At 56.1% G+C, this 23,791-nt stretch carries 26 protein-coding genes and 1 tRNA gene; 9 read left to right on the top strand and 18 right to left on the bottom strand.

Annotated elements, in window-relative coordinates; genetic code table 11:
* The first annotated feature begins 89 nt into the window (after positions 1-89).
* From ACVWY9_RS00235 to ACVWY9_RS00215, 5 genes are all read left to right on the top strand, one after another.
* Positions 90-542, top strand: a complete 453-nt coding sequence (locus ACVWY9_RS00235; protein WP_457387106.1) for an RNA-guided endonuclease InsQ/TnpB family protein — start codon at positions 90-92, stop codon at positions 540-542.
* 423 nt (positions 543-965) lie between these two features.
* The gene (locus ACVWY9_RS00230) at positions 966-1,412 is read left to right on the top strand and encodes a pentapeptide repeat-containing protein (RefSeq protein ID WP_414328976.1); all 447 of its coding nucleotides are present in this window, start codon (positions 966-968) and stop codon (positions 1,410-1,412) included.
* Between the two features lie 52 nt (positions 1,413-1,464).
* On the top strand, positions 1,465-1,740 hold the full coding sequence (locus ACVWY9_RS00225) for a lipopolysaccharide assembly protein LapA domain-containing protein (protein WP_414328974.1): 276 nt from the start codon (positions 1,465-1,467) through the stop codon (positions 1,738-1,740).
* Between the two features lie 216 nt (positions 1,741-1,956).
* Positions 1,957-3,216: a 4-hydroxy-3-methylbut-2-enyl diphosphate reductase gene (locus ACVWY9_RS00220; RefSeq protein WP_414423843.1), complete on the top strand. Its 1,260-nt coding sequence runs from the start codon at positions 1,957-1,959 to the stop codon at positions 3,214-3,216.
* Between the two features lie 26 nt (positions 3,217-3,242).
* Positions 3,243-4,175 carry an AEC family transporter gene (locus tag ACVWY9_RS00215; RefSeq protein WP_414328971.1) on the top strand — a complete coding sequence of 311 codons (933 nt, stop codon included), beginning with the start codon at positions 3,243-3,245 and terminating at the stop codon, positions 4,173-4,175.
* Here the strand turns inward: ACVWY9_RS00215 and ACVWY9_RS00210 are convergent.
* Both ACVWY9_RS00210 and ACVWY9_RS00205 read right to left on the bottom strand, forming a co-directional pair.
* Entirely contained in the window at positions 4,172-4,414 is a 243-nt protein-coding gene (locus ACVWY9_RS00210) for a hypothetical protein (RefSeq protein ID WP_414423841.1), read from the bottom strand. The genes ACVWY9_RS00215 and ACVWY9_RS00210 overlap by 4 nt on opposite strands.
* A gap of 171 nt (positions 4,415-4,585) precedes the next feature.
* Positions 4,586-6,121, bottom strand: a complete 1,536-nt coding sequence (locus tag ACVWY9_RS00205; protein WP_414427691.1) for an ATP-dependent DNA helicase — start codon at positions 6,119-6,121, stop codon at positions 4,586-4,588.
* 94 nt (positions 6,122-6,215) lie between these two features.
* On the opposite strand from ACVWY9_RS00205, the gene ygfZ reads away from it, so the two are divergent.
* Positions 6,216-7,208, top strand: coding sequence for a CAF17-like 4Fe-4S cluster assembly/insertion protein YgfZ (gene ygfZ, locus ACVWY9_RS00200; RefSeq protein ID WP_457387103.1), 993 nt, complete (start codon positions 6,216-6,218; stop codon positions 7,206-7,208).
* A gap of 65 nt (positions 7,209-7,273) precedes the next feature.
* Here ygfZ and ACVWY9_RS00195 read toward each other — a convergent pair whose 3' ends face one another.
* From ACVWY9_RS00195 to ACVWY9_RS00120, 16 genes are all read right to left on the bottom strand, one after another.
* On the bottom strand, positions 7,274-7,528 hold the full coding sequence (locus tag ACVWY9_RS00195; RefSeq protein WP_011430012.1) for an HNH endonuclease: 255 nt from the start codon (positions 7,526-7,528) through the stop codon (positions 7,274-7,276).
* A 2-nt stretch (positions 7,529-7,530) separates the two neighbouring features.
* Positions 7,531-7,947 (bottom strand): KGK domain-containing protein, encoded by a 417-nt coding sequence (locus ACVWY9_RS00190; protein WP_414344169.1) that lies wholly within the window; start codon positions 7,945-7,947, stop codon positions 7,531-7,533.
* 10 nt (positions 7,948-7,957) lie between these two features.
* The gene (locus ACVWY9_RS00185) at positions 7,958-8,323 is read right to left on the bottom strand and encodes a KGK domain-containing protein (protein ID WP_457387101.1); all 366 of its coding nucleotides are present in this window, start codon (positions 8,321-8,323) and stop codon (positions 7,958-7,960) included.
* A gap of 27 nt (positions 8,324-8,350) precedes the next feature.
* A complete protein-coding gene (locus ACVWY9_RS00180; protein ID WP_457387099.1) occupies positions 8,351-8,779 on the bottom strand; it encodes a KGK domain-containing protein in 429 nt (142 codons plus the stop codon).
* Complete coding sequence (locus ACVWY9_RS00175) at positions 8,754-9,164, bottom strand: KGK domain-containing protein (protein WP_011430011.1); 411 nt, start codon at positions 9,162-9,164, stop codon at positions 8,754-8,756. Before ACVWY9_RS00175 ends, ACVWY9_RS00180 begins: the two co-directional genes overlap by 26 nt.
* A gap of 47 nt (positions 9,165-9,211) precedes the next feature.
* The gene (locus ACVWY9_RS00170; RefSeq protein WP_457387097.1) at positions 9,212-11,746 is read right to left on the bottom strand and encodes a dynamin family protein; all 2,535 of its coding nucleotides are present in this window, start codon (positions 11,744-11,746) and stop codon (positions 9,212-9,214) included.
* Between the two features lie 204 nt (positions 11,747-11,950).
* Positions 11,951-12,023, bottom strand: a tRNA-Phe gene (locus ACVWY9_RS00165).
* A 59-nt stretch (positions 12,024-12,082) separates the two neighbouring features.
* Positions 12,083-12,736: a Crp/Fnr family transcriptional regulator gene (locus tag ACVWY9_RS00160; RefSeq protein WP_011434200.1), complete on the bottom strand. Its 654-nt coding sequence runs from the start codon at positions 12,734-12,736 to the stop codon at positions 12,083-12,085.
* A 318-nt stretch (positions 12,737-13,054) separates the two neighbouring features.
* Positions 13,055-14,650, bottom strand: a complete 1,596-nt coding sequence (locus ACVWY9_RS00155) for a bifunctional aminoglycoside phosphotransferase/ATP-binding protein (protein WP_457387294.1) — start codon at positions 14,648-14,650, stop codon at positions 13,055-13,057.
* A gap of 69 nt (positions 14,651-14,719) precedes the next feature.
* The gene (locus tag ACVWY9_RS00150; protein WP_414416116.1) at positions 14,720-15,289 is read right to left on the bottom strand and encodes a hypothetical protein; all 570 of its coding nucleotides are present in this window, start codon (positions 15,287-15,289) and stop codon (positions 14,720-14,722) included.
* A gap of 33 nt (positions 15,290-15,322) precedes the next feature.
* On the bottom strand, positions 15,323-16,324 hold the full coding sequence (locus tag ACVWY9_RS00145) for a zinc-dependent alcohol dehydrogenase family protein (protein ID WP_414349833.1): 1,002 nt from the start codon (positions 16,322-16,324) through the stop codon (positions 15,323-15,325).
* 429 nt (positions 16,325-16,753) lie between these two features.
* Positions 16,754-17,638: a hypothetical protein gene (locus ACVWY9_RS00140; protein ID WP_457387094.1), complete on the bottom strand. Its 885-nt coding sequence runs from the start codon at positions 17,636-17,638 to the stop codon at positions 16,754-16,756.
* Between the two features lie 330 nt (positions 17,639-17,968).
* The gene (locus ACVWY9_RS00135) at positions 17,969-19,369 is read right to left on the bottom strand and encodes an AtzE family amidohydrolase (protein ID WP_414383519.1); all 1,401 of its coding nucleotides are present in this window, start codon (positions 19,367-19,369) and stop codon (positions 17,969-17,971) included.
* The gene (locus tag ACVWY9_RS00130) at positions 19,366-19,554 is read right to left on the bottom strand and encodes a DUF4089 domain-containing protein (RefSeq protein ID WP_011430915.1); all 189 of its coding nucleotides are present in this window, start codon (positions 19,552-19,554) and stop codon (positions 19,366-19,368) included. The genes ACVWY9_RS00135 and ACVWY9_RS00130 overlap by 4 nt, the downstream gene beginning before the upstream one ends.
* A 71-nt stretch (positions 19,555-19,625) precedes the next feature.
* Complete coding sequence (locus tag ACVWY9_RS00125) at positions 19,626-20,258, bottom strand: hemerythrin domain-containing protein (RefSeq protein WP_457387092.1); 633 nt, start codon at positions 20,256-20,258, stop codon at positions 19,626-19,628.
* 154 nt (positions 20,259-20,412) lie between these two features.
* The gene (locus ACVWY9_RS00120; RefSeq protein ID WP_457387090.1) at positions 20,413-21,279 is read right to left on the bottom strand and encodes a tRNA (5-methylaminomethyl-2-thiouridine)(34)-methyltransferase MnmD; all 867 of its coding nucleotides are present in this window, start codon (positions 21,277-21,279) and stop codon (positions 20,413-20,415) included.
* A 124-nt stretch (positions 21,280-21,403) separates the two neighbouring features.
* On the opposite strand from ACVWY9_RS00120, the gene accD reads away from it, so the two are divergent.
* The 3 genes from accD (at position 21,404) to ACVWY9_RS00105 (ending at position 23,789) form a co-directional block, all read left to right on the top strand.
* Positions 21,404-22,348, top strand: a complete 945-nt coding sequence (accD, locus tag ACVWY9_RS00115) for an acetyl-CoA carboxylase, carboxyltransferase subunit beta (RefSeq protein ID WP_414344447.1) — start codon at positions 21,404-21,406, stop codon at positions 22,346-22,348.
* A 239-nt stretch (positions 22,349-22,587) separates the two neighbouring features.
* Positions 22,588-22,983, top strand: coding sequence for an STAS domain-containing protein (locus ACVWY9_RS00110; RefSeq protein ID WP_414374470.1), 396 nt, complete (start codon positions 22,588-22,590; stop codon positions 22,981-22,983).
* 101 nt (positions 22,984-23,084) lie between these two features.
* A complete protein-coding gene (locus tag ACVWY9_RS00105) occupies positions 23,085-23,789 on the top strand; it encodes a class I SAM-dependent methyltransferase (RefSeq protein WP_457387088.1) in 705 nt (234 codons plus the stop codon).
* Positions 23,790-23,791: the final 2 nt, after the last annotated feature.

Below are 23,791 nucleotides of genomic sequence, written 5' to 3'. Positions count from 1 at the left end.
CAACATGAGTTACCTAAAGCTAAAGGGGGCTTGTGAGCGCCAAGCCGAAAGCTTCACGGAACTCATGGACGCTTTGCGGTGTGGCGGGCATGTTACTGGGTTTTCGGACGCAACTCATTCTTAACCGCAAGCAAACAACTCTAGCCGCCCAACACGCTGGGGTAGCCCGCCACGCCTATAACTGGGGCTTAGAAGTCTGTCGGCAAGCCCTGGAGAACCAGCAAAAACTTCCCACCGCCATTGACCTGCACAAGCGCCTAGTGGCCGAGGTGAAGAAAGAACATCGCTGGTACTACCAGGTCTCCAAATGCGCCCCTCAGCAGGCATTACGCAACTTGGAGCAAGCCCTTAAGCGCTGGCGGGGTGGGTTGGGGAAGTTTCCCCGCTTCAAGCGCAAGGGGGTGCAGGACAGCTTTTACCTGGAAGGGAGTATTCGCACTTCTGGCAACCGCATCAAGGTACCTATCTTCGGTTGGCTGCGCTGTGCAGAGCTGCTCCCGGTGACCACACCCAAGAACGTGGTTGTTAGCTTGAGAGCATGACTCTAGTCAATAATAAGCTCAACTATACTGAAAATAATATAATATGTTCAGTACGGATTACTACCAGTTGATCTTTCTGTTTACTTTCGAGTCTGCCAACATGGTAGCCAAAGCAAAGCAGAAAATTGGTAGTAAGACGACACGGAAACTGCGCTTTGGGTATTCTACTCAAAGCTTTGCGGGATACCGCCATTCTGTTTGGACTCCGTCCCGCTAACGCGAATGGAAACAAACAGAATGCTATCGCTGCATAGTTGAACAGTGATGTTCAGCAGTGTTCAGCGTAAATGTATCAGACGCGACAGGCACTGAACACTCTGGAAGTGTTTGTTAGCGTTTCGTAGGTCTTTCGGAGCGGTCATCAGTACCCCGTTGAGCAGCCAGAAATTGTTAAGCTTAACGCACGGATGGCAGTATCCGGCCATGCCCCGAGTGACAACTGCTGACGAGCTGCTGACAGAATATGCCTCTGGCGAGCGCAACTTTCAAGAATCCAACCTGGTGGGGGTGGACTTGGTGCGCTCCAACTTGCAAGGGGTGAATCTGAGAGGGGCCAACCTCTCCTTTGGCAAGCTGAGTGGCATTAACCTGCAGGAAGCCGATTTGCGCGGCGCCGATCTCAGCTCGGCCAACTTGATGGGGGCCAACCTCCGCGGGGCCAATCTTTGGGAAGCCAACTTGATCGGCGCGGATCTCAGCTTTGCCGACTTGCGGGAAGCCAACTTGCACGGTGCCTACCTTTGGGAAGCCAAGCTAACCCGTGCACAACTGCAGGGATCCGATCTAAGCGGGGCAAAAATCGGCGGAGCAGTGCTGACCGGCGCTGACCTCAGCGGAGCCACCCTACCCGACGGGAGTGTGCGGGCTTGAGCCACCCCCCCAGCAGACAAGGCAGAATGGAACTGTTGCGACGGGATCCCTGATGTTGCTGCTGTTCAACTTGGTCTTGACACTGCTGCTGGCTTTGGGAGTGGCAGTCCTGGCCGGACAAAACCCCACCACCCTGACCGTACATTTCTTAATGTGGCGCTCGGTGGAGCTGCCTTTGGGATTTCTCATCGCCGTGGCTGTCGGCCTGGGCCTGTTGACGGTGGGGCTGGGCTCTCTCCTCTGGCCTGGGCGCAGCTTTTCTGCCACCGCCCGCCAATTACAGGAACGGGTGCGCCAACTGGAAATGCAGGATCAACCGCCCCAATAACGGCCAATTCCCAAAGGGATCCCTCTGCTTTCTGGCTTTGGCTCAACAGCTTCGATCCCCTGCAATTCTACCTGCAATTCTATAGTTGACTTGACAATCTTGTCGCTGGCCCTAGGGAAAGCATGCTGGAATGGCCCACCGATGCGAGACTGGGCGTAAGCTGAGAAAGGATCCCTTCGCCGTCTGCTTGAGCAGTGCGTATCTCCAACCGTAACCATGGCTTATTTCCAACCTACTTCCCCGGATAGCTCTCCCCAAGACCCACGGGCCCTGCGCAAAGCCCTGCGCGGATCCAGCACCTACTTTGCCAAGGGGTTTGAAGAACACAAGGATCAAGCTCAACTGGAGCTGCAAACCACCTACAAAAGCCCCCTTGTGGAGCAAATCCGCGCCCAGGCTTACCGCTATCAGCGGGGTGACATCACCATTCACCTGGCCAAAGCCTTTGGCTTTTGCTGGGGTGTGGAACGGGCGGTGGAATATGCCTATGAAGCGCGGCGACGCTTTCCGGATCGGCAACTGTGGATCACCAACGAGATCATCCACAACCCTTTGGTAAACCAGCACCTGAAGGAGATGGGGATCCGCTTTGTGGAGAAAGGCCCGGACGGCAAGAAGGACTTTTCTCAGATCCGGCCCCAAGATGTGGTGATCTGGCCTGCTTTTGGGGCGAGTGCCTCGGAAATGGCGTTTTTCCGGTCGCAGGGCAATGAGATCGTCGATACCACCTGCCCCTGGGTTTCCCGCGTGTGGAACCAAGTGGACAAGCACCGCGCGGCCCAATTTACCTCTGTCATCCACGGCAAGTACAACCACGAGGAAACCGTAGCCACCAGCTCCTTTGCCGAAAAATATCTGGTGGTGCTGAACCTGGAAGAAGCGGAATGGGTCGCCCGCTACATTTTGCAGGGCGGAGATGCGGCAGAATTTCGGCGGCGCTTCGGCAAGGCCACTTCCCCCGGTTTTGATCCGGATCGCGATCTGGAGCGGATCGGCATTGCCAACCAAACCACCATGCTAGAGGGGGAGACCCGCGCCATTGCCAAGCTGTTTGAGACCACCATGCTGCGCAAATATGGCCCCCAGGAGTTAGACAACCACTTCATGAGCTTTAACACCATCTGCAATGCCACCCAAGAGCGGCAGGACGCCATGTTCGAGCTGCTGGAGCAACCTTTGGATGTGGTGGTGGTGATCGGGGGGTTTAATTCCTCGAATACCACCCACTTGCAGGAAATTGCCCTGGCCAAGGGCTTGCCTTCCTTCCACATCGATGGCCCCGACTGCATCCAACCCAACAACCGCATCCGTCACAAGCCCCTTCACCAAGACCCGACAGTTACCGAAGGGTGGCTACCCGATGGGCCGGTGCAAATCGGCATTACCTCCGGTGCCTCTACCCCAGACCGCGTTGTCGAGGAGGTGATTCAACGCATCTTCGCCCTGCGTGAAGAACCCCGGCGGATCCCTGCCTAGGGATCCCTTCCCTCTCCCTCTTGAGCGTGCTCAACACCCTTTTTCAGGTTTATCCTCCCTTGCTGGGCTGGACGCTGCTGGGGTTTGCACTCCAGAAGGGGCTGCCCGGCGGCTGGAATCGTTGGCTGGATCCCCACGCCTTGGGGCGATTCATGTTTTGGGTGGGAGTGCCCCTCAGCATTGTTGGGTTTATGCAGGGAGTGGATCTGTCGGGTCAAATCTGGGTTGCTCCCCTGATCTGCTGGCTGTCGGTGGGGCTGGGGTTTGCCTTGACCAGCGCTTGGCTGTGGTGGCAGCGCCACAACTGTTGGAGCAGTGCCCAGCAGGGCAGCTTTCACCTAACCGCCACCCTGGGGAACACCGGGTATTTGGGCTATCCCATCTGTCTGGCTGTGGCCGGAAGGGCTTACTTTGGCTGGGCCCTGTTCTATGATCTGCTGGGCACCCTGTTCATGGCCTACGGGTTTGGCGTGTGGGTGGCCAGCCGCCACGGCAGTTCCCATGCCCAACCTTGGCAGGTGGGCCTCCACATTTTGCGCACCCCTGCTCTTTGGTCTTTTGCTATGGGCCTACTGCTGACCCGCGAACCCCTGCCGGGTTGGCTCTCTCAAGGGTTGGCGGCTTTTGCCTGGAGCATGATCCCGCTCAGCTTGATGATCCTGGGGATGCGGCTGGCCCAGGTGAAGCGCTGGGGATCCTTTCTTGCCGCCGGAGTGGCCCTCTTGATCAAAATTGTGATTGTGCCGCTCTTGGTGGGAATCGGCCTTGCCTTCACCCCCTACCCGCCTCTGGCCAAGCTGGTGCTGGTCCTGCAGAGCGGTATGCCCCCCGCCATCGCCACCCTGGTGCTCACGGAAGAATACGACTTGGATCGGGAAATTACCGTAACTGCCTTGGCCGTGGGGTACTTGGCCGCCTTGCTGACCTTGCCCCTCTGGCTGGGACTCTGGGGATCCTAATAGGCCAGGTGAGACAAGGTTTGCTCGAGGTAGCTATGCACCAGTTGATCCAGCTCTGCTTCCTGAGTGGGCAACTCCCGGCCCTGGAGCCATCCCCGAAAACCCGAGCTTTCCACAATGGCCTGCCGCAATGGCTTCCAAACTGCTTGCGTGCGCAGTGCTGTGAGGGCCTCTGGCTCGCTGGAGTGCTCCGCACCGCTGTTGCGAGCGTGAACGGAGCTGAGAGCAGGATTGGTCATGAGAGGAAGGTGAGTAGGAGTGATTCACCCTCAGAATAGCTTGGATCCCAGTTGGCTTTGGCTCTCTGGGATACAAATCTCCCCCTCTGTTCTAAACAAGCCTTCTCTCAATCGCTCAGGCAAAACCAATCCATCACCATCAACCAACTGGCGCAAGAGGCCCAGGGATCCCTAAACAAACAGTTGGCTGCGCTGCTCGACCCGCAAAGTTGGCCCCAAGGCATTGAGAAGAGAGACGCCGTAGCTGCGGGCAATGATGCGGCTATCCAAAATGGCCACCCATCGGGTGGATGAGCTGGAATCTTCTCCCGAATCAGAGCTTTGCCGCAGAGGCGCAACAGCCCGTTGCAACTGGGCAGCGGCCACCGGCAAAAGGTACTGACGGAACCAGTCCTGCTGGGTGCGTTGCAGATATTGCACCCGTCCGGCCACCCTCGGGTCTTCCACAGAAGGGAAGGGCAAAGTGGCGATCACCATCAGCTCAGGGCGCGGCAAGCCGGCCTTGTGGTGCAGCCAGTAGGGCCAGTCGCAGACCAAAATGCCCTTTTCGCCGGGGAACGGGCTGTTTACCCGCACCCGCGAGCCGAATTCGGCAGCCAAAGCCGCCCCCACTTGTGCCTGCAGAGGTTGATCCGACACCAACACCACCACGAAGCCCTGCGCCTGAGGGATCAGCTTTTTCAGCTCTTGCAGCAGGTGATCCCGAAATAGAGGGCTGTTGGGCAAGGGCAGGCGCGGCAAGTAGAGGGACAGCTCCGCCCCGCCAGAACGTGGCCAACCCTCGCCTGAGGCAAACCGCAGCGGCGTTAGATCCGGCAAGCCCAACCGTCGCCGGTAGGTTTCCGCCTGGCGATCCAGATCCAGCGCTTCCCCGATAATCACCACCGGCTGTGTGGCCCAAATGGGGGCCAGCCAATCGTGCAGAGCCGCCGGGCTGTGGTGAAGGGTGAGGCGACCGGTTTCTCGGTCGGTTTCGGCCCACCAAATCCATTTGGAGACGGGATCCCCCTCAGAGCTGAGCCGCCGGCGGATTTGATCCCAGGGATCCGGCAGCCAGCCGGGGTAGCCTGTCACCAAAGACAGCACAGCATCCAGGTGAACCTGTTCATCCGCATGAAGCAGACAGCGGGAAAGAGGCCGCCGCAAAAGCTGAAGGGACAAATTGACCTGAACCTGGGAGAGCTGCTCCGCCTCGGCAGGGAAGATTTGCCGGAGCTGTTGCCAATGGCTGGCTTCCAGGGTCACCGTTAGCGCCTGGTAGGCCCAATCTTCCAGGTCTTCGGCTCCATCCAGGATCAAAGGGATCCCTGTCGGCACTTGCGAGGATCCCTTTCTCAAGCGAGCTTGCAGCCAATCCAGGGGATCCACCAACAGCAACCCCTGGAAATCGGGATCCGGCCAACGGTCTTTTTGCAGGACGGGCTTATGCAACTGCAGGGTGTGCTGTAGCCAGGGGATCTCTTCCCCCAAAATTTGCGCCTGCACAGGAGCTGTGGCACAGAGCAAGGTGGGGTTGGGCCACATCAGGGCTGGCAGCAGGTAACTGAGGCGGTGCTGACCCCCAGCGGGCACCTGGATCAAGGTGCTGCGACCCAGCCGCAACCCCCGCGCCACCATGCGAGCCATCGTCAACTGGTGGGGCCACAGGGCTTCGGGAGACTGCCGCAAAAGCTGCCGCAACTGTTGGTGGACTTCAACCTCAATCACAGTTCAGTACGCCGGGGATCTGCCACAGACGGTGGAGTGAACTAGCCTATTCTAGGGTAGAGAAGAAAACCAAATCCCATCTCTGGGGTGAGCGATGTCTCTTCTAGCTGCTGTTTCCACAGAGGGCCAACCCGTTGCACAGACGGGATCCCTGCTTCTGGATCGCTCCGGGTGGGGCCGTTTGCGCATGAAGGGATCCCCAGGCTTGGACTATCTGCACAACCGAAGCACCCAAAATCTGAAGGCCCTCAAGCCAGGGCAGGGGGCCGACACGGTTTTCGTGACCCCCACCGCCGGCATCCTGGATTTGGCAACGGTGTACGTGGGAGAAGAAGACTGCTGGATCTGGACTTCACCCCAGCGGCGCAGCCTGCTGATGCAGAGTTTGGGGCGTATGCTGCCTTTGGTGCGGGGAGCAGAGTTGAAAGATGAGACGGACCAGACCTTTGGTTTTGGATTGCTCGGATCCCAGAGTCAAGCTCTCCTGGAGCAAGTGGTGAGCTCAGAAGAGATCCCGACCGGGCCTCATGAGCACTGCGCCGTGGAGATCCAGGGGATCCCTGTCCATCTGGCTTGTGGCACGGGTCTTGCCCAGCCGGGGTTTACCCTCTGGGGCACCATTGACCAGAAAGTCGCTCTTGAAGAATGCTTGCTCCAAGCCGGAGCCAAGCTGGCCCCACCTGAGCTGTGGGAAGTCCTCCGCCTAGAAGCGGGTCGCCCCGCCGCCGACCGAGAGCTGACCTCAGACTACAACCCCCTAGAAGCCGGCCTGTGGCGAGCTGTTTCCCTTGACAAAGGTTGCTACGTTGGCCAGGAAGTCTTGGCCAAGCAGGTAACCTACCGGCGCATTCGGCAAACTTTGTGGGGGATCCGCCTCCAAGGAGAAGCTCATCCTGGCACAGAGATTTTGCGGCAGGGGGAAAAGATTGGGCTGCTGACCAGTGCAGGCCTAACTTCGCAAGAGTACCTGGGATTGGGATACGTGCGCACCAAATTCGATCCTGCCGAGGGGCTGGAAGTAGAAGTCGGCTCGGTGCCGGGAGTCCTGACTCGAATGCCGTTTTTGAGCTTTCCGCCTATTGTCTGAGGTTGTTTTTGCAGACCTCTCTCCTCTCTTTTCTAGAGGGAGAAGCGTAGGCGAAACACCGCAACTCACCAGTCAAAGTGGCGGCGAAAGCGGGGATCCCGTCGATCCTTTTTGCGTCGGTTGCAGGTTTTGCACAACGTTTGCAGATTGCTGATATCGTTACTGCCCCCTTGGGCAATGGGGATGATGTGATCGATCTGAAGCTGAACCTCTGGGGGCGACTTTCCGCAACCGCGACAACGGAAGCCGTCTCTTTGGAAAACATACTCCCGCACGGCTGCTGGAATTAGAATCCTTTCGCCGGATTTTCTTTCTTTCATCGTTATTCATCCATACTGCGAAGATCGTCCAGTGGAGACTTTTCATCTAGAGGTTCTAATATCTCTTGGTCGGGTTCTTTTATCAGAAATTCAGGATTGTCAGGATAAAAGTCAATCGTAACTTCTACTCTTACTTTTACTCTACCGGTCTGCCAACCGTTAGTTTTAGGAGAAAGAATCGAGCATGGAACTCCTTTATGGAAAAAATGAACCTGATCTTCATAGGGAATACCTGTTTGTATCTCAGACGAACTCAAGTGACTGTTTAGTCCGCTTCCCATTTGGTCAAACCTCAGGAAATAAGAATTGATAGAATCGCAAAGCTTGGAAATCATGTAGACTTTCTGCTTATTGTTCTTGTTGATAAAAGTGATAACTCCGTCTCCCAGTTGGCTAAGATTAATGGATGTTTTTGTCATCTTATCGACCTCAAGACATAGAGACAACTTGAACAGCCCGTAAATCATCCAGTATAGAATCCTCTAGTTTTCTGGGAGCGCTATCTCCAGAATCTCTATATGGGTCATCAGGAACAAACTCGAGATAAACTTTGACTGATATCTTGCCAGAGATCCACGACTTTCTGGGCTGTAAGACTCTAGATTCTATTCCATCCACGAGCATTCTAATGTCCGCATAAACCTTTCTTGATTTAAGGTAACCGTTTGTCCGTAAAGTATCTGAAAGAAGGTAATTAATAATTGCACTATGCAATCTACTTGGAAGGTAGACTTGATCACCAATTCCAACGACAGTTTCCCTATCATCTGACCTAAAAACTATCGGATCGACCACGGCATTGTCTCCTATTGCTAACAGACTTTACTGACTGACATCTCCCCGAATGTCATCCAAAGGCGATCTACTGCTCCCTGATCCCGTTTCTTCTGGCTCAAACTCAACCACTAGTCTCATCCTAACTCTACCAGCAATCCACGGTGAGCCAGGACGTAAGGGTTTAGCAGGAATTCCTTTCACGTTAGTTATTCCGTTCAAGTTGCTCCATAGAATCGAGACTCCCTTTTCGCTAAGTTTGCTGGATAAGTAGGATCTGATACTCTCATAAACAATCTCTGAGTACACCTGAGCAAACTCTTGCGAGTAGATTAGGCGTCCTCCTATATCAATGACAGTATTTTGGAAAATATCTAGCTCAACAAAGCACTCCTGAGATTGATCATTACTTGACACTTGCCCAACCCCCTCTATGTCTCTCTGGCTTAGGCTAGCTCTCACTTTCGCGAAGGTCATCCAGAGGGGATCCGCTGCTGCTCTCTGAGCCTGTATCCTCTGGCTCAAACTCTACAATGATCCGCAATCTGACTCTGCCTTTTTCCCAATCTTTCTTGCCCGGCACCAAGAGTTGACAAGCAAGTCCCTGCCCAAACCACTTCGCTTCTTGCAACAATTTTTCTTCTGGCTTGGGAGCAAGAAGGCTACTGGCAATGTTGAGCAAGTCTTCCGGCGGCAGGATCCCTGAGGATCTCAAGGCCGCAATGAACAAGCGATGCAGCTCTTCTTTCTTGGTCAAGTCCTCTTGGGCTGCTTTGACCAAGTTGGCAACCTTGAAAGTTTTCTCCCTTACAGAGAGGATCCCTTCTGGGTGCTGCTGTAGAGGTATCGATTTGGATCCCATGACTTTATCTGGATCAAGTGAAAGGCCAAAAACAAAGACAAGCCGCTCTATCTCAAATCATCGAGAATGCTATCCAACTCTGGAAAACTCTCGTCTATGGGTGTAGAACGACCAAGAGCGACTGCTTCGCTTGCATTGCTGTCACCTACTTGCTGTTCAGGAAGACTTGCCAAAATTTGAACTGACTCACCAACAGAGGAAGGTTCAGGACGAGTAATCAAGGGCAGCATCTCACGATTGAGGCCCAAAGCTTGCAGGCAGAGGTTGATCCTAGAAACAGCTTGGTTGTACTTGTCTATGCTTGCCTCCAGTTCTTTCAGCCGCTGTTGGTTAAGCGCAATTTTCTCTTCAGCCTCTTTTCTGAGAGTTGCTTCCATGAACTGCTTTGCTTCTGGGTACTTTTGCAAAATCTCATCGGCTACTTGCTTGGCAACCGGCAATAGCTGAGTTTTTAGAGTATTGTTGGTCTCTTGTCGGAAGCTAGAACGCACTGTCTGGCTAATTTTCGGCTCAAAGTCAAGCTTGAGTAATTGTCGGATTCCAGGCTCTGCGTCGCGAATAGCAGAGATGTCATAAGATTGGCTGGTTTGCTTTAGGACTTCTCGAAACTGGTAGATCGAGAATGTTCCTTCGTCGTAGAAGCGGGGACTTTCTCTGAGGTAGCGGTCGCACTCTTTTCGGGCACCATTGACAAGAGAACTCAAAGTTACCTCCTTAACCAAATGAAGCTTTTTCTCCAAGTCCCCATCGGATCCCAGTAGGCGAAACAACTGCCTGTAGTAGCTCGAGCTGCGAACTTCATCAACAAGGCGACGAAAGAAGTTCTCTACAAGCGTGCTGGCTGATTCTACCAGGATGTCCTCTAGATGGTTGGACAAATAATAAAAGGCTTCGACCAATACAGCTAAGAATGGAGCTGTGGAGTTGCGGGGACGAATGCGAACGGCTTGACTGTAAACATTGTCCAACGAAAAAGTATCCAAAAGCTCATCTAGCCTCCGTACCATCCTAGTCTTCAATTTATGGAAATCGTTCTCAAATTCTTTGTTTTCTCCGTTAATAACTTTATTGACTACTGTCTGGATATGCTCGTCAAACTCTCGGCCAATACTGGCTAGCTGCTGATTGATCAGCGTCAGCTCATAGGAAATCATGCTGTCAATCTCTTTGGGCTGGCTATCAATGTCTCGGTAGAGATCTAGATAGGACTTCCTCATCTCGATGCAGAGAGGTTGCAAATCATCGGCCAGCGCGGAAAATAGCTGTGGCCGCTTTTCTTCCGTTAAATAACGAGTGATCCCAGCCCGAAAGTCTTCAATACCGCTATCTTTAATCATATACTCAATCAAAGGTTTTCCCCACTCCCTCAGAATCCGAACGTAGTTATTTATGGGTGTGTCGTACCCATGTACAGAAGGGCGGAACGGGGATCCAACCAACCTACCTGACGTGCAGTACTTGTTAAACTCGCTGACAAACTGGGGTGTTTCTTCCCCACCACCCAATTCTTTGATGCTTTCTGAAAAAATCGTATCCAGTCCAAATCGATCCTCAGGGGTAGTTGTCTTGATCTGGGAACCATAGAAGCCAAGAAGGCCGCTCGTCTTGAATATGCGGAGCTGACGAAATTGCTGGTCGATAATGTTTTCCAGTCTCTGCTTTAGTTGTGCGTTGTACCAAGTCTCGTCAATCCGGTTAAATACATAGAAGACCCGATCCCTGATGCTATCATTACTTTGAATATGCTCAATAAGCTCTGTCTCTTCCTTGGTCAGCTCACCCGTTGCAGCACACTTGAGAACGCAAACAACTGCGGACGTATCCGGATCGGCAATTTTTCGATAAGTACGCTCTGCATCCGCTTTGACTGGAGCATCGATCCCAGGAGTATCGACAATAACGTTTCCATCTTCCAGCAAGGGGTGGTGGCAATAGTATTCCACCTTTCGCAAAACTGCGCTATTGGCGCCGCGCCGGGCAAAACCCGCAGCTTCTCTTAGGTTGCCGAAGTTGAGCTGCTCCATTGAGAAAACTTTGTTCTCGGTAGGGTGAATTTTGTCCCGGTTCTGCTGGAAACCTGTAATCAACAAGCGAAGTGCATCCGCCTGCTTCGCCCGCTCTGACTTGCTTTTGCCTCCGTCCTGCTGAATAATAGCCTCAGCACGCTCCTTCAGGGGATTCAGTGCAGTGTCTTCCAGCCTGCTGAGTGACGGAGCCAAGTTTAGGAAAGCGCAGAAGGCGGTCATCTGTTCTTGCACTTCCTGCTCGCTAAGAAAAGTGAGCACCACTCTCTCAGCATTTGGCTCTGCGTAGGCAATGTAGCACTCTGTCCCTGTGGCGTGCCCCTCGGCGCTGTAGAGAAGCTCTCTTTCTAAGAGGGCATTGATTAGCATAGACTTGCCAGCACTGAAAGCACCGGCAAAGACAATCTCGAAGGTTGGAGAAATAGCTTTGCTGAGGGAAGCTTGAATCCGAGTGGTATCTTGCTTGCCTGAAAAAGTGGAATCCTGATGCCAGAGTTGCAGGATAGCTTCAACCTGCTCTTTCAAGTTCTCACACTGAGGCAGGAGCTTTACAGACATAAGAGAGCAATCTCCACAGAGGCTGCCGGGATTATAACTTGCCTATGCTTGAGGTGAGGATTCCTACAACAATTTTCTTCAGTCCCGGAGCTGTGTGGCTATATGTGCATACACGTGAAGAGAGAAGAGCAGAACTCCCCAGACCGACATAGCAAAAAGGCTTAGGTCGTTGACCCAAGCCCGCCTCAGCATACTCATACCAGATGCCAGGAACCAGACTTGAACTGGTGACACGAGGATTTTCAGTCCTCTGCTCTACCAACTGAGCTATCCCGGCTCTGGACCTACTATCTTACGATGTCGAGGGGGGTTTTGACAACTGGTGGCGCCCCCAATTTAGCCAATCAATTTCTCCAAAGCCTCCATCTGGGGGATGCAGAGAACATCTCGGTTGCGATCCCGGCGGATCAGCTCCTCTTGCTCCAGCTTGGACAGGACGCGAGTGACCGTTTCCCGGGCTAGGCCACTGAGGCTGCTCAGCTCCCGATGGGGCAAGTTGGGGATCTCTACGCCACTTCGGCTAACCCGGCCACGGGATTCGGCCAAGAACAGCAGGATATCGGCAACACGGGCCGTACTACTGGCCTCGCGCAACTGCAGACGACGGTTGATCTGCCGTAAGCGGCGCGACATGAGCTGAGCAAGGCGGATGCCGGCCTGAGGATCAGAAGCCAAAAAAGCCAGGAAGTGTTGGGCCGACAGACAACTGACTTTGGTGGCTGTTAGGGCTACAACGTCGGTAGAACGAGGCGCTTCGTCCAAAGCAGCCATTTCCCCGAAGATTTCCCCTGGACCAAGAATGGTGAGGGTGATCTCCCGGCCTTCGAGATCATGGGTGCGAATCTTGACCCACCCTTCCAGGATGAAATAAACGGCGTTACCCCAGTCATTTTGTAACAAGATGGCCTGATTGACCGGGTGGGAGCGCAACGACATTTGCCCGGCCAGCGGCTCTAGCCTCTCAGGAGGAAAGCCCTCGAACAGGAGCATCAGGCGAAGGTCATCTGGAGTTACATCGCTCACTGTTGGATCCTCCTGCACGGGGTTGGTTCTGGTTGAGTGGGATGGGAAAAGGGTGGGCCTGCACAGACACGTCAACATGCCCCTCAGCCTACCGTCTCTCTCAGGTCTATGGCCCGCCGAGGCGAACTGCGTACCAATAGGACAGAGCTTTAGACCCAATTTTGACCTCTACTTTGGAAAGGGATCCCTGCACAACAAAAGCTGCTGCCATCCTCTAGCCCAGAAACGGCAAAATCCATCTTGCTGATAGCAATTTTCTCGAGTTTGTGCAGTTTGAGTCGAGATCTAGACCTGCTGAAGTTGAGATGGCCAATCTTGGCTGGTATCCAAAACCTTTAAAAAAGGCCGTTCCGAATCGGAAAAATCCTGCCAGTGGGCCTGCTGTTGGGAGAGCATCTCGGCGGTGGCATCGGCAATGTCGGCAGAGGGCTGCTGATCTCCATCGCTGGAACCAGCTGGGGCCAAGAGGGGTTGAGGAGCTGGGCTGCGGCGTTGCAGGCGCTCCCGCAAAACAGGTTCAGGGGCGTAGCAGTGGAGGATGCGCAGTGGGATCCCTTGGCGTTGGGCCTGATCAATGGCCATCCCCCGCAGGGCTTGCCGGTCAAACTTGGCGTCCAGAATCACGGTGTAGCCTTCCTGGGCCAGCTCTACTCCCAACTGCACCAAGCGGCGGTAGGTTTTATCGGTCATCTCCGGGGTATAAACCTCCGGCCCCCCCCGTTGCCGCAGAGGGATCCCGGCCAAATGCTTGCGCACCGCATCGGAGCGAATGTGAATGGCTCCCCGCTGACGGGCCAAGTGGCGGGCTACCGTGCTTTTGCCGGATCCCGACAATCCCGACATCAGGAACAACTGCCCCCGCTTGGGGAGGGTGTATTCCCAGGCAAGACGGTAATAGCGGGCGGCGGTGCTAAAGGCTGTGGCCTTGGCTTCCTCTGCTGCAGTGGGATCCTCCAGCAAAAAAGAGGTGACCTTGGCCCGCACGTAGGCCTGCCGATTGAGATAAATAGGCAAGATCTTCAGCCCTTCCCAATCTCCGGTTTCTTCCAGGTAAGTGTTCAAATAGACGTTTCCCAGATCGGGGCGATGGCGGGCATCCAGATCCATCACCCCATAGGATACGTCGTACATGACATCCACAAAGCGGAAGGCTTCGTTGAACTCGATGCAATCAAAAAGCAGGATCTTCCCTTCCCAAAAACAGATGTTGCCTAGGTGCAGGTCTCCGTGGCATTCACGAATGCGGTTTTGTTCTATTCTTTGTTGAAACAGCTCCTGCCGCTCAGCAAAAAAGCGATCGGTGTAGGCTTGGGTTTCTCGATATTGCTGAGCCGTTTGCGGGCCGCCGATGTAGCGCTGGGTTTGGGCGTAATTCTCGTCAAAGGCTTCTCGCACCCGTTCTGGCCGGCCAAAGCTGCGGATGTAGTCGTTGGTCTCGGTTTGGGCATGAAACGTCGCCACCACCCGCCCCAGCTCCTCCATCAAGGACGGCGTTAGCTCTCCCCGCTCAAACAGGTTGCTGAACAGTTGCTCTTGGGGAAATTGCCGCATTTGCAGAGCGTATTCTATGGGCTCGCCGCTGCTGTTGAACTGAAATCGGCCATCGGTCTGGACAATGGGCAACACTTGCAGATAAAGGCCGGGAGCACCGCGCTGGTTCATGCGCAGCTCTTCTTGGCAAAAGTGGCGCCGCCTCTCCAGGGTGGTGAAGTTCAAAAAGCCAAAGTCCAAAGGCTTTTTCACTTTATAGGCATAGTCCCCTGTCAGCAGAATATAGGAAATGTGGGTTTGAACAAGCTGCACGGGATCCTGTACCGGATGAGGGTAGAAGGCGGGATCCAGCATCGCTTGGATCAAGGGGGGCAGGTGGGTATCGACCATGAAAGGCAACAGAGATGGAAAAAATGTTTGGACGGGGATCCCTACCTTCTGCCAACAGAGCAGACTCTCCTATTCCCCAAAGGGCAAGGCGGCTTCTTGGGGGGAAAGACGGATGAGGCTGATCCCCTGCTGAATTAGCGTATCTTGAGCAGCACCGGAAAGAGCGTAGGGCCAGACCAGATATTTGGTGTTGATGTAGTCTTGTCCGCGCTTGGCCAGGTTCACCTGTTCCGAGAGCATGCGCACGTCTGGCCCGCGGCTGATAGTGGCTTCGGCCCGGCGAATGCGCTGCATCAGTTGGCTGAACAGCTCTTGGGGCTGCTGCACGAACACCACAATGGCCAAGTCGCAGGGGTTGTAGTAGTTGCCGATGCCGCAGAGGAGCAGGGCTTCGCTGGAGAGAACAAGGGTTTCTTGATCCCCCAGAGCCACCACCGGATACAGAAAGGTGCGCACATCCTCCAGTTGCCAGTGGTTAAAAGAGTGGCTATCTACCTCCCCCCGCACCCAAGAGGAGATGGCAGGAAAAACTGCTTCGCTCAACAGTCGATAGGCCGTCTGGGGTCGCCCTAGCCAGCAGAGGGCATTTTCGTAGAAGCTCTCGTTCTCCAGCAGGTGGGGGGTGAGAGGAGCAACCATGGGCAGATCCTCAACGGGCTTTCTCTAGCATGCCTACTCGGGGATGGTTAAGGCAATTTTGCCCAGAACGGATCCCTGCTCCAGCAACCGGTGGGCGGCAGCCGCTTCGGCCAGAGGAAAGGTGTGGCTGAGCTGGATCCGCAGTTGGCCTTGGTCGATGAGGCGGGCACATTGCCTGAGGATTTCCGCCTGATTTTGTTGGGCGTTGGTCAGGCTTTTCAGCATCGGGGTGAGCATCAGCTCAAATCCCACCCGCAAGTTGCGGTCGCGAGCCACCCGCCAGTCGATCTCTGGGGCCGGGGCCAGCAGGGTGACGATATCTCCGTACACGCGCACTGCGGGGAAGGTCTGCTCCAATAGCTTGCCGCCCAAGGTATCTAGGGCAAGATCCACCCCCTCTCCCCCTGTCCAGTCCAAAACGGCGCGCACAAAGTCTGTCTGCCGGTAGAAGATGGGCAAGCCGGCGCCTAGGGAACGGACAAACTCCGCCTTTTCCGGGGTGCTCACGGTGGTGGCCACTTTGGATCCCCGTAGACGGGCCAGTTGAATGGCCACATGGCCAACTCCACCCGCTCCCCCGTGGATGAGCACACTTTGGCCGGCCTGGAGACGTCCCCGGTCGTAAAGCGCTTCCCAGGCGGTGATCAGCACCAGCGGGGCAGCAGCAGCCTCCGCAAAGCTCAGAGTTCTGGGCTTGGGAGCCACAAAACGCTCGTCCACCACGATCAGCTCGGCGTAATTCCCCGCCTGCCTGCCCAGACCCCCGTGGCAGAAGTACACCTCGTCTCCCACTGTAAAGTGCCTAACTCCGGATCCCACGGCTTCCACAACGCCGGCACCGTCACACCCCAAAATGGCGGGCATCTCCTCTGGATAGAAGGTGCCCCGTTGCCGCAGTTTGGTGTCGATGGGGTTGACGCCGGCTGCCCTCAGACGGATGCGCAGCTCCCGCTCGCCACGAATTTGGGGCTCAGGTACTTCTCGGAGCTGCAGAACCTCTGGCCCGCCGGGCACACTCATGACTACGGCTTTCATGCGCTCAAGTTGTCAGCTTCAGTTGGGTTGGCCCGCTCAAAGGATGCAGGGTAGAGTTTGTTCTGGTGATGAGAAGATGGGCATCTCCCCATTGGGGTGTTGCTTTGCAACCCTGCGGAGTCTTGCAGCTGCTCTCTAGCCTATTTTAGCTAAACCGCCGAGAAGCCCCGCGCTGTACGCGCAGGGTCAACATACCCACGCAAAACCGAAGCCGTCACCCCACTCCATGAAGCAATAAAAAGGCTAGTGACTAGTGACTAGTCACTACGCACTACTCTACAGGGCGGTGGGGCATCCCGTCCTTTTCGCGTCAGCGGGACGTAGTCCTTAAGCTCAGGAAATGTCTGAAGCGATAGCAGGGGTCACTGAGAAGCCCGCGCTGTGTGCGTAGCAACCCTGCGGGAAGCTAGCTACAGCGTCGGGAGTATGTCACGCAGCCTGCGACTTCATGGGCTCCGAGTAGGCCAAAATGAACTGAATGAACTGGTCGATCTCCAGCAGAATGTGTTCCGCCTCGGCCAGAGAGGTCGGTACGGTTGCCAGCACCTGGGCATCTACTTCTGCAGCCTGCCCCGCTTCTCGCAAGAGGTTCATCGAGTTATGGCTGAGCAGGAGCTCCAGCTCGTTCAGGGTTACCATAGCCAGTTGCTGTTCGGCTTGATGGAGCTTATTTCGTAAAGTCTGAACTTGTTCGGTTTGCGCCTTCAGCCCGACTTCCGCCTGCTCAGCGCGAGATACAGCCAGTTGTGCAGCTTGCTGGGCCTCATCCCGCTGAGCTTTCAGGAAGGCCATCTCTTGCTCCAATTGTGCCAATCGCTCTTGCAGGCTGTAAATGTGCTGATCCCGGTCTCCCAAAGCTCGCTCCAGCTCGCGATTTCGAGCCTCCATCTGCTGACAAGCTTCGTTCGCTTGGGCCAGCTGTTCCGCCAAGTTTGCCATTTCCTCTTCCATGTTGGTGAGCCGACTCAAGCGTTCCAAAACCTGAGCATTTTCGGCTTCCAGTTTCTCAATCAGCGCTTGAGCGCTCAACAGTTCTGCTTTGGTGGAGTCCAGCTCGCCGCAGACTTGATCGTAGTTGGCGATTAGCTCGCCAAGCCGGGCCTCTTTGGCTTGCAGTTCTTCTCGTAAGGAGTTCATCCAGCGGTCGCTCTGCTTAAGCTGCTCTTGCAAAATCGGCTTGAGCGGAAAGAGTCGTTTGATGTAGCGCTGTAGGCGGCTGTGGGACTGATCCAATTTGTCGAAGGCTTCGTTGAGAGAGAGATAGGCCTCGCACAGTTTCATGTAGCGCCGAGCCACAGAATCAGGATGATCCATAGGAATATGAGTCCAGGTGGGGGTGCCGTGTCTATTTTATGCTGTTCATTCTATTGGCCAAGCCTGGAGAAGGAGGCATTTGATACAACAACTGGGGGCTTAATTTTACTTTAATATCCGGTGCCCCAATCTCTCTTGCGAGCCAAGGCCAAAGAGTCTGCCCAAATCCAGCTTCAGACATTGCCCACGGGCCATACAGAGACTAGAGCTTCTCCCCCAAGGCAATCATTCTCTTGACCGCAAAATGTTTATCTACACATTTAGTGTCTACAAGAGGATGCCCGCGAGTCCTAACGCTAGATACGCTGCAAAAGCAGGGCTCTTCATGGCTCAGACCGGCTGGGCATTGGGGATCCCTAGCTTCTCCAAATAGGCGGCTGCCCGCAGCAACTTGGCTTCTTGGTAGGGGGCGGCCACCAGTTGTACGCCAAAGGGCAGGGATCCGCTCTCGCGCAACGGCACTGAAAGCACCGGCAGGCCGATAAACGAGAGGGGCTGAGTGTAGAGGCCGAGGTTGGGCCGAGTGAGAACCTCTACCCCATCGATCACCATCTTCTCTTGGCCGAGCAAGGGGGCAAAGCAGGGGGTGGTGGGGGCGATGAACAGATCGATCTCCTGAAAAATGGCCTGCACCTGCTGGCGATACCAGCGGCGAAAGCGCTGCGCCTGCAAGATCCAACTGGCAGGCAACAGGGCTCCGGCCAAAAAGCGATCCCGGGTGGCCGGGTCAAAGTCGTGGGGGCGAGTTCGCAGGTTGGGCAAGTGCAGGTTGGCTCCCTCAGCAGCCGTGATCAGGAAGGCGGCGGCACGGGCGCGCTGGGCTTCCGGGATCCGCACAGTCTGGCCGACCCCCAAGGCTTGGGCCACCTTTTCTACCCCGGCCAAGATGGGGGGCTCTGCCCCTCGGGCAAAGTAATCATCCGCCACCGCGATGCGCAAGCCCTCGATCCCCTGCCCCAATTGCCCAAAGGTGGGATCCACAGGACGCCGGGTACAGACGGGATCTTGGGGATCCGGCCCTTGCATGACATCGAAGCTGAGGGCAATATCGGCCACCGAACGGGCCAAGGGGCCCACGTGGTCGAAGCTGGCGGCAAACAGAGCCGCTCCTGCCCGCGACAGACGGCCATAGGTGGGCTTGAGGCCGTAGACGCCACACAAAGAGGCCGGTACCCGAATCGAGCCGTTGGTGTCGCTGCCCAGGGCAAGGGGCACCAAACCTCCTGCCACCGCTGCTGCCGAGCCGCCGGAGGATCCCCCCGCACTGCGGCTGAGATCGTGGGGGTTGTGGGTGGGGCCGTAGTGGCTGTTTTCGGTGACGAAGCCGTAGGCGTACTCGTCCATGTTGAGGGTGCCCACCAAGATTGCCCCTGCCTGCTTGAGACGAGCCACCACCGTTGCATCTTGGATGGCCGGGGGATTCTCGCGGTTGATCGCCGAGCCAGCCAGGGTGGTGAGGCCGGCCACGTCAAATAAGTTCTTGACGGCAAAGGGCACCCCTGCCAACGGGCCTACAGGGATCCCTTGAGCCACCTGTCGATCCACCTGCTCCGCCGCTTGTAAGGCCGATTCCTCCAAGACAGCTGTAAAGGCATTGAGCTGGGGATCCCGCCGGCGAATCCGCTCCAGACAGGCGGCCACCACCGCTTGGGCGCTCACGGATCCCTGGCGGACAGCCCTGGCAATAGAGACCGCGTCAGCGCTGCCGAGAAGGTGGGGATCCCCGGTCATGGCTGAGGGTCAAAGGTGGGATCTGGCTCAACTATCGGCGGCAACGGGAACTCCAGCACCTGTTGAGCAATGGGCAGAAAGCGGGCAAAATTTTCGATCACCCCTGCTCGGTGTTCAGGATGCAGGGGCAGTTGCAGCAGTTGGGCCATTTGATCGACGTAGGTTTCGGGATCCCAGGGCTGCATGGTTTTGGGGTCAGGGAGCCGATTGCAGCAAAAATACCACCACTAGCCTCCAACAACAAGACCGTCGTCGACTAGGGAGCGGACATTTGCACAGTGTTGCCCTGCAGCGACCAGAGACGCTCGTTGGGCAAGACAGGGCGGGTTATCGCCTGCCGTTCCAGCTCATTCAAAGCAACGCGACGGCTATGTGCAGAGCGATTGGAAGCAGCGCTGGCTTGCAGGCGTTTGCGGAACAGACGCAACTGCTGCTGCTCTGCTTCGGGAGAAACATGCTGGGCAAAGAGGGGATGCAAGATTTTCTCCTCCTGATCAAACTGAGCCCGCAATTGCCGATAGAAGTGAAGGGCAGCAGAGGGATCCACCTGCTGCGGGGTGCGCTCTGATTGGTGCAAAAAGCGCGTCAGCTCTGGAATCTGATCCCGCAGATGTTGCTCCAGCCGCTCAGTTTGGGCGCTGAGGTGGGGATCCCCCTGGAGAGCCGACCTAAGCAGAGGGTAGAGAACATGGCGCTCCAGTTGAATGTGGCGGGAGAGGCGCTGCCGCAACCTTTGTACACAGAGGCGTCGCTGCTCCAGATCCAACTCCGGCGCTCGAGACAGGCGAGTCAAAAACTGCAGGATGACGCGGTGCTGCTCAGCACAGAGGGCGATCAGCGTACCGGCAGAGGTTGCTCGCGTCAGCGGGAGGGACTCCTCAGAAGACATGGCAGTTGACAGCAGAAAAGTTTCATCCTAGCTTAACTTTGTCAAGAAATGGTGGCTTGCGTAAGGGTACGGGAATAGCGCAGGTGTCTTGGATACACTCGGGCAGCAATCCTGGGAAAAGTTGTCCAGATCTGAACTCCGGCAACGCCACTCTCTAGGCTTGCACAGGCCAGCGGCGTTTCCAAGCAGAAGTGGGCTCCAAAGGGGATCCCTGCTGTTCCCGTTGGCGTTGCAGACGGATTTGCGCTCTATCTCCTTTCAAGGTGGGATCCCGGTAGGGCACGGCAGCGCGAGTTTTCAGGTGCTCCCACTCCATGGGGGAAAGAGGCGGCAGGTGGTCAGGTTGGGGCGAGGCCACTGTCCCCGGCCAAGGACGACCTACCGGGGGGGTAGAGCCGATGAAAAGCCCTGCTTCCAACAGAGCCGCTCGCACCGCCGCTGCACAGGAATAGGTGGCCAAAATGCCGGTTGGTCGCATCCGTTCAGCCACGGCCCGCAGGAAATCCACCGTCCACAGCTCTGGGCAAACCGAAGGGGAGAAGGGATCCAAAAACACCGCATCTGCCCACCCCAGCGGCACCTGCAACACCGTTTGCCGGGCATCGCCCCACAGCAAGGTTCCGCGCCAGCGCTGCGATTGCCAGGATCCCTGCTCGATGAGGCGTTGCCACTCCTGCCCAAAGCTCCAGGTGGATCCCACCCCCGCCTGCCAAGCCTGGCGAGGCACTTCCGGGGATCGCTCTAGGCCGATTACTTCTACAGAACAGTGGGGCCGGATTTGCCAAATGGTTTCTAGGGCAAGGCCGGAGTTGTAGCCCAAGCCAAAGCAAATATCCAAAAGGCAAATGGGCTGGGCGGGATCCCGCTCCAAAGGCAGCCGATCCAGCCGGCAAGGGCGGACAAACTTCTCCAAAGCCTCCTGGGCGGCACCACTGACGTTGTGAAAAGCCTGTCCAAACTCTTCCGAGAAAAAGGTCAGGGATCCATCCCCTGTGGTCAGCACCTGCCACCGAGTCTCCATCGCTTGCTGTTGTCTCTATTTTCAGTCGGGCGATTCTTTGATAGCTTGAGAACGTTGAGATGTGTTTCGCAGCTCACCGGCAGGGCTCTCGACATCCCTGAGTAGGGAGGATATTTCAACAGCTATGTCTCTACTGGATTGGTTTGCGGAACGGCGCAGACAAACCTCTCTGAACCTGACAGGTAGCAGCCCCTTCGACAAAGAGCGTCAGGTGAGAGAAATTGCCGATGGCCTCTGGCAAAAGTGTCCTGCCTGTGACACCCTGACCTACACCAAGGATCTGCAGCAAAACTGGCAAGTTTGCCCCAGCTGTGGGCATCACCACCGCATTACAGCCCCAGAGCGTCTGGAACAGCTTTTGGATCCCGGATCCTGGCAGCCCCTGGACGAACACCTGGCTCCCACGGATCCCCTGCACTTTTTCGACCAAAAGCCCTACTCCGAGCGCTTGGCCACCTACCAGGAGCGCACCCAGCTCAAGGATGCCGTCCTGACAGGGTTGGGAAGCCTGGAAGGGATCCCGGTGGCGATTGGGGTGATGGACTTTCGCTTTATGGGCGGCAGCATGGGCTCGGTGGTAGGCGAGAAGATCGCCCGCCTCACGGAACGGGCCACCTGCGATCACCTGCCTTTGATCCTGTTTTCGGCTTCGGGGGGAGCCCGCATGCAGGAAGGGATCCTCAGCCTCATGCAGATGGCCAAAACCTCAGCCGCCCTACAAAGGCACCGCGACGCCAGACAATTGTTCATCTCCGTGCTCACCCATCCCACCTATGGCGGGGTAACTGCCAGCTTTGCCATGCTGGGAGATTTGATCCTGGCCGAGCCGGGCGCGCAGGTGGGGTTTGCCGGGCCCAACGTAATCGAGCAAACCATCGGCAAGGGCAAGCTGCCAGAAGGCTTCCAAACCGCCGAGTACCTGCTGGCCCAAGGGCTCATCGACGCGATTGTGCCCCGTACTGAGCTGCGCAAGCGGCTGGCCCAGTTGCTCTCTATGCACCGTCCCCGTTTGCACATGTCCCTTCCCTCCATAGACTCGGAGGCTTTAACCCTGCAACCTATGCTGTAGGTAGATCTGGCTGGAACCTGAGATGGGTGGCCGAGGCCGGATCCCTTCCCTGCGGGGGATGGAGTTCCTGCTAAGCTCTGGGGCGGCTCTTACTTCATGGGTTTACACGGCTTCCCTCTGGCTTGTTGGGAGAGGAGCTGGGGGCGAGAGGGCAGATGTTTTTGGAGGGAGCCGCGCTGTCCCTGGGGATCTTCACAAGATTTCCTGGTGGGCGGTAGCGGATGGTGTTAAGGTGGGGCATGAGGTCTTCACTGGAAACGATGGATTTCAAGCTGCGCATCCGTACTGCTGAAACTCCGCAAGGGCAAAAACTGGCAATTGTGCCCCTGGAAGGTCGTTTTGACGCCAAGGCCGCCTCAGAAGTTCGGCAATTGCTCCAGCAGGTTTTAGATTTCGGTTATCCCAATATGTTGATCGACATGTCATCGGTCACTTTTATGGACAGCTCTGGGCTGGGGGTGTTGATCTCGGCTTTGCGCAAGTGCCGTGCTGCCGGGGGCAACATTAGCCTTTGTTGCGTGCCGGAAAGTGTGGCCCTCGTCCTCAACCTCACCTCCATGGAAAAGGTACTGACCTGCTTTAGCGACCTGGAGACCGGCATTGCCAACTTTTCCAGCGCTCCCACTGCTCGTTAGGCCGACATTAGGCCTTACTTTTGGGGATCCCCCGATGCTCTTTTCAGCCCATCAGCGAATTCTGGTGATCCCTCTAGCAATTTTCTCAACAATCTTCAGCCATGCCCCAGACCGGCCTCGATACCTTTCAGCTTCTCTACCAGCACCACCGTGGCCCCAGCTTCTGCGAGCGCATGGTGGCAACAGCGCCGGGGCGTTTTAATGAGGCTTTTTGGCAGTTCTGGCAGATGCACATCGAGCCCTGTCTGCCTCCTGCACCGCGCTTGTTGGATCTGGGAACCGGGCCGGGGTTTGCTCTGGGTCAGTGGGCGCAACGCTATCCCGGAGGACACTTCATCGGGGTGGATGTGATGCCCTACATGTTGGAGCGAGCGGCGGCAGATTTGAAAGGGATCCCTGGAATCCAGCTGCTGCAGGCCGACCTGCACGACCCTCACTTGCCGCTTTCGGCCAACAGCATCGATGCAGCTCAGGCAGTGGTGGTGTTGCACGAGATGGTGCAGCCCTTGCGCTTGTTGCAGGAGGTGTTGCGTCTACTCAAGCCGGGGGGGCGATTTTTGCTGGTGGATTGGGTGCGCGCCCCGCTCAGCCTCTACTTCGATGCCGATACAGAGGCCCAACTCTTCCAGTCGGACACGCCTTTGGAAACGCTGCTGGATCAGTTTACCCACTTCTACGAGCACAATCGCTTCAGCGCCGAAGACCTGGTGTGGTTGCTGGAGAAGGTGGGTTTCGCAGTGGTGGCTCAGCAGCTCTACAACCAAAATCGCTTTGTGCGACTTGCAGCCGAAAAGCCTATCTCCTGAAT

Source organism: Thermostichus sp. OS-CIW-31 (genome assembly GCF_054060305.1).
The sequence above is the reverse complement of the archived record's forward strand: the minus strand, read 5'-3'. Positions and strand labels throughout refer to the sequence as shown.

Excerpts from the sequence above, each read along its gene's own strand:
- ACVWY9_RS00175 (WP_011430011.1), bottom strand. The coding sequence starts at position 9,164 with ATGGGATCCAAATCGATACCTCTACAGCAGCACCCAGAAGGGATCCTC.
- ACVWY9_RS00225 (WP_414328974.1), top strand. The coding sequence starts at position 1,465 with ATGTTGCTGCTGTTCAACTTGGTCTTGACACTGCTGCTGGCTTTGGGA.
- ACVWY9_RS00125 (WP_457387092.1), bottom strand. The coding sequence starts at position 20,258 with ATGTCTTCTGAGGAGTCCCTCCCGCTGACGCGAGCAACCTCTGCCGGT.
- ACVWY9_RS00170 (WP_457387097.1), bottom strand. The coding sequence starts at position 11,746 with ATGTCTGTAAAGCTCCTGCCTCAGTGTGAGAACTTGAAAGAGCAGGTT.
- ACVWY9_RS00230 (WP_414328976.1), top strand. The coding sequence starts at position 966 with ATGCCCCGAGTGACAACTGCTGACGAGCTGCTGACAGAATATGCCTCT.
- ACVWY9_RS00110 (WP_414374470.1), top strand. The coding sequence starts at position 22,588 with ATGAGGTCTTCACTGGAAACGATGGATTTCAAGCTGCGCATCCGTACT.
- ACVWY9_RS00150 (WP_414416116.1), bottom strand. The coding sequence starts at position 15,289 with ATGGTTGCTCCTCTCACCCCCCACCTGCTGGAGAACGAGAGCTTCTAC.
- ACVWY9_RS00130 (WP_011430915.1), bottom strand. The coding sequence starts at position 19,554 with ATGCAGCCCTGGGATCCCGAAACCTACGTCGATCAAATGGCCCAACTG.
- accD (WP_414344447.1), top strand. The coding sequence starts at position 21,404 with ATGTCTCTACTGGATTGGTTTGCGGAACGGCGCAGACAAACCTCTCTG.
- ACVWY9_RS00120 (WP_457387090.1), bottom strand. The coding sequence starts at position 21,279 with ATGGAGACTCGGTGGCAGGTGCTGACCACAGGGGATGGATCCCTGACC.
- ACVWY9_RS00140 (WP_457387094.1), bottom strand. The coding sequence starts at position 17,638 with ATGGATCATCCTGATTCTGTGGCTCGGCGCTACATGAAACTGTGCGAG.
- ACVWY9_RS00235 (WP_457387106.1), top strand. The coding sequence starts at position 90 with ATGTTACTGGGTTTTCGGACGCAACTCATTCTTAACCGCAAGCAAACA.
- ACVWY9_RS00105 (WP_457387088.1), top strand. The coding sequence starts at position 23,085 with ATGCCCCAGACCGGCCTCGATACCTTTCAGCTTCTCTACCAGCACCAC.
- ACVWY9_RS00135 (WP_414383519.1), bottom strand. The coding sequence starts at position 19,369 with ATGACCGGGGATCCCCACCTTCTCGGCAGCGCTGACGCGGTCTCTATT.
- ACVWY9_RS00220 (WP_414423843.1), top strand. The coding sequence starts at position 1,957 with ATGGCTTATTTCCAACCTACTTCCCCGGATAGCTCTCCCCAAGACCCA.
- ygfZ (WP_457387103.1), top strand. The coding sequence starts at position 6,216 with ATGTCTCTTCTAGCTGCTGTTTCCACAGAGGGCCAACCCGTTGCACAG.
- ACVWY9_RS00160 (WP_011434200.1), bottom strand. The coding sequence starts at position 12,736 with ATGCTCCTGTTCGAGGGCTTTCCTCCTGAGAGGCTAGAGCCGCTGGCC.
- ACVWY9_RS00190 (WP_414344169.1), bottom strand. The coding sequence starts at position 7,947 with ATGACAAAAACATCCATTAATCTTAGCCAACTGGGAGACGGAGTTATC.
- ACVWY9_RS00145 (WP_414349833.1), bottom strand. The coding sequence starts at position 16,324 with ATGAAAGCCGTAGTCATGAGTGTGCCCGGCGGGCCAGAGGTTCTGCAG.
- ACVWY9_RS00155 (WP_457387294.1), bottom strand. The coding sequence starts at position 14,650 with ATGGTCGATACCCACCTGCCCCCCTTGATCCAAGCGATGCTGGATCCC.
- ACVWY9_RS00210 (WP_414423841.1), bottom strand. The coding sequence starts at position 4,414 with ATGACCAATCCTGCTCTCAGCTCCGTTCACGCTCGCAACAGCGGTGCG.
- ACVWY9_RS00180 (WP_457387099.1), bottom strand. The coding sequence starts at position 8,779 with ATGACCTTCGCGAAAGTGAGAGCTAGCCTAAGCCAGAGAGACATAGAG.
- ACVWY9_RS00195 (WP_011430012.1), bottom strand. The coding sequence starts at position 7,528 with ATGAAAGAAAGAAAATCCGGCGAAAGGATTCTAATTCCAGCAGCCGTG.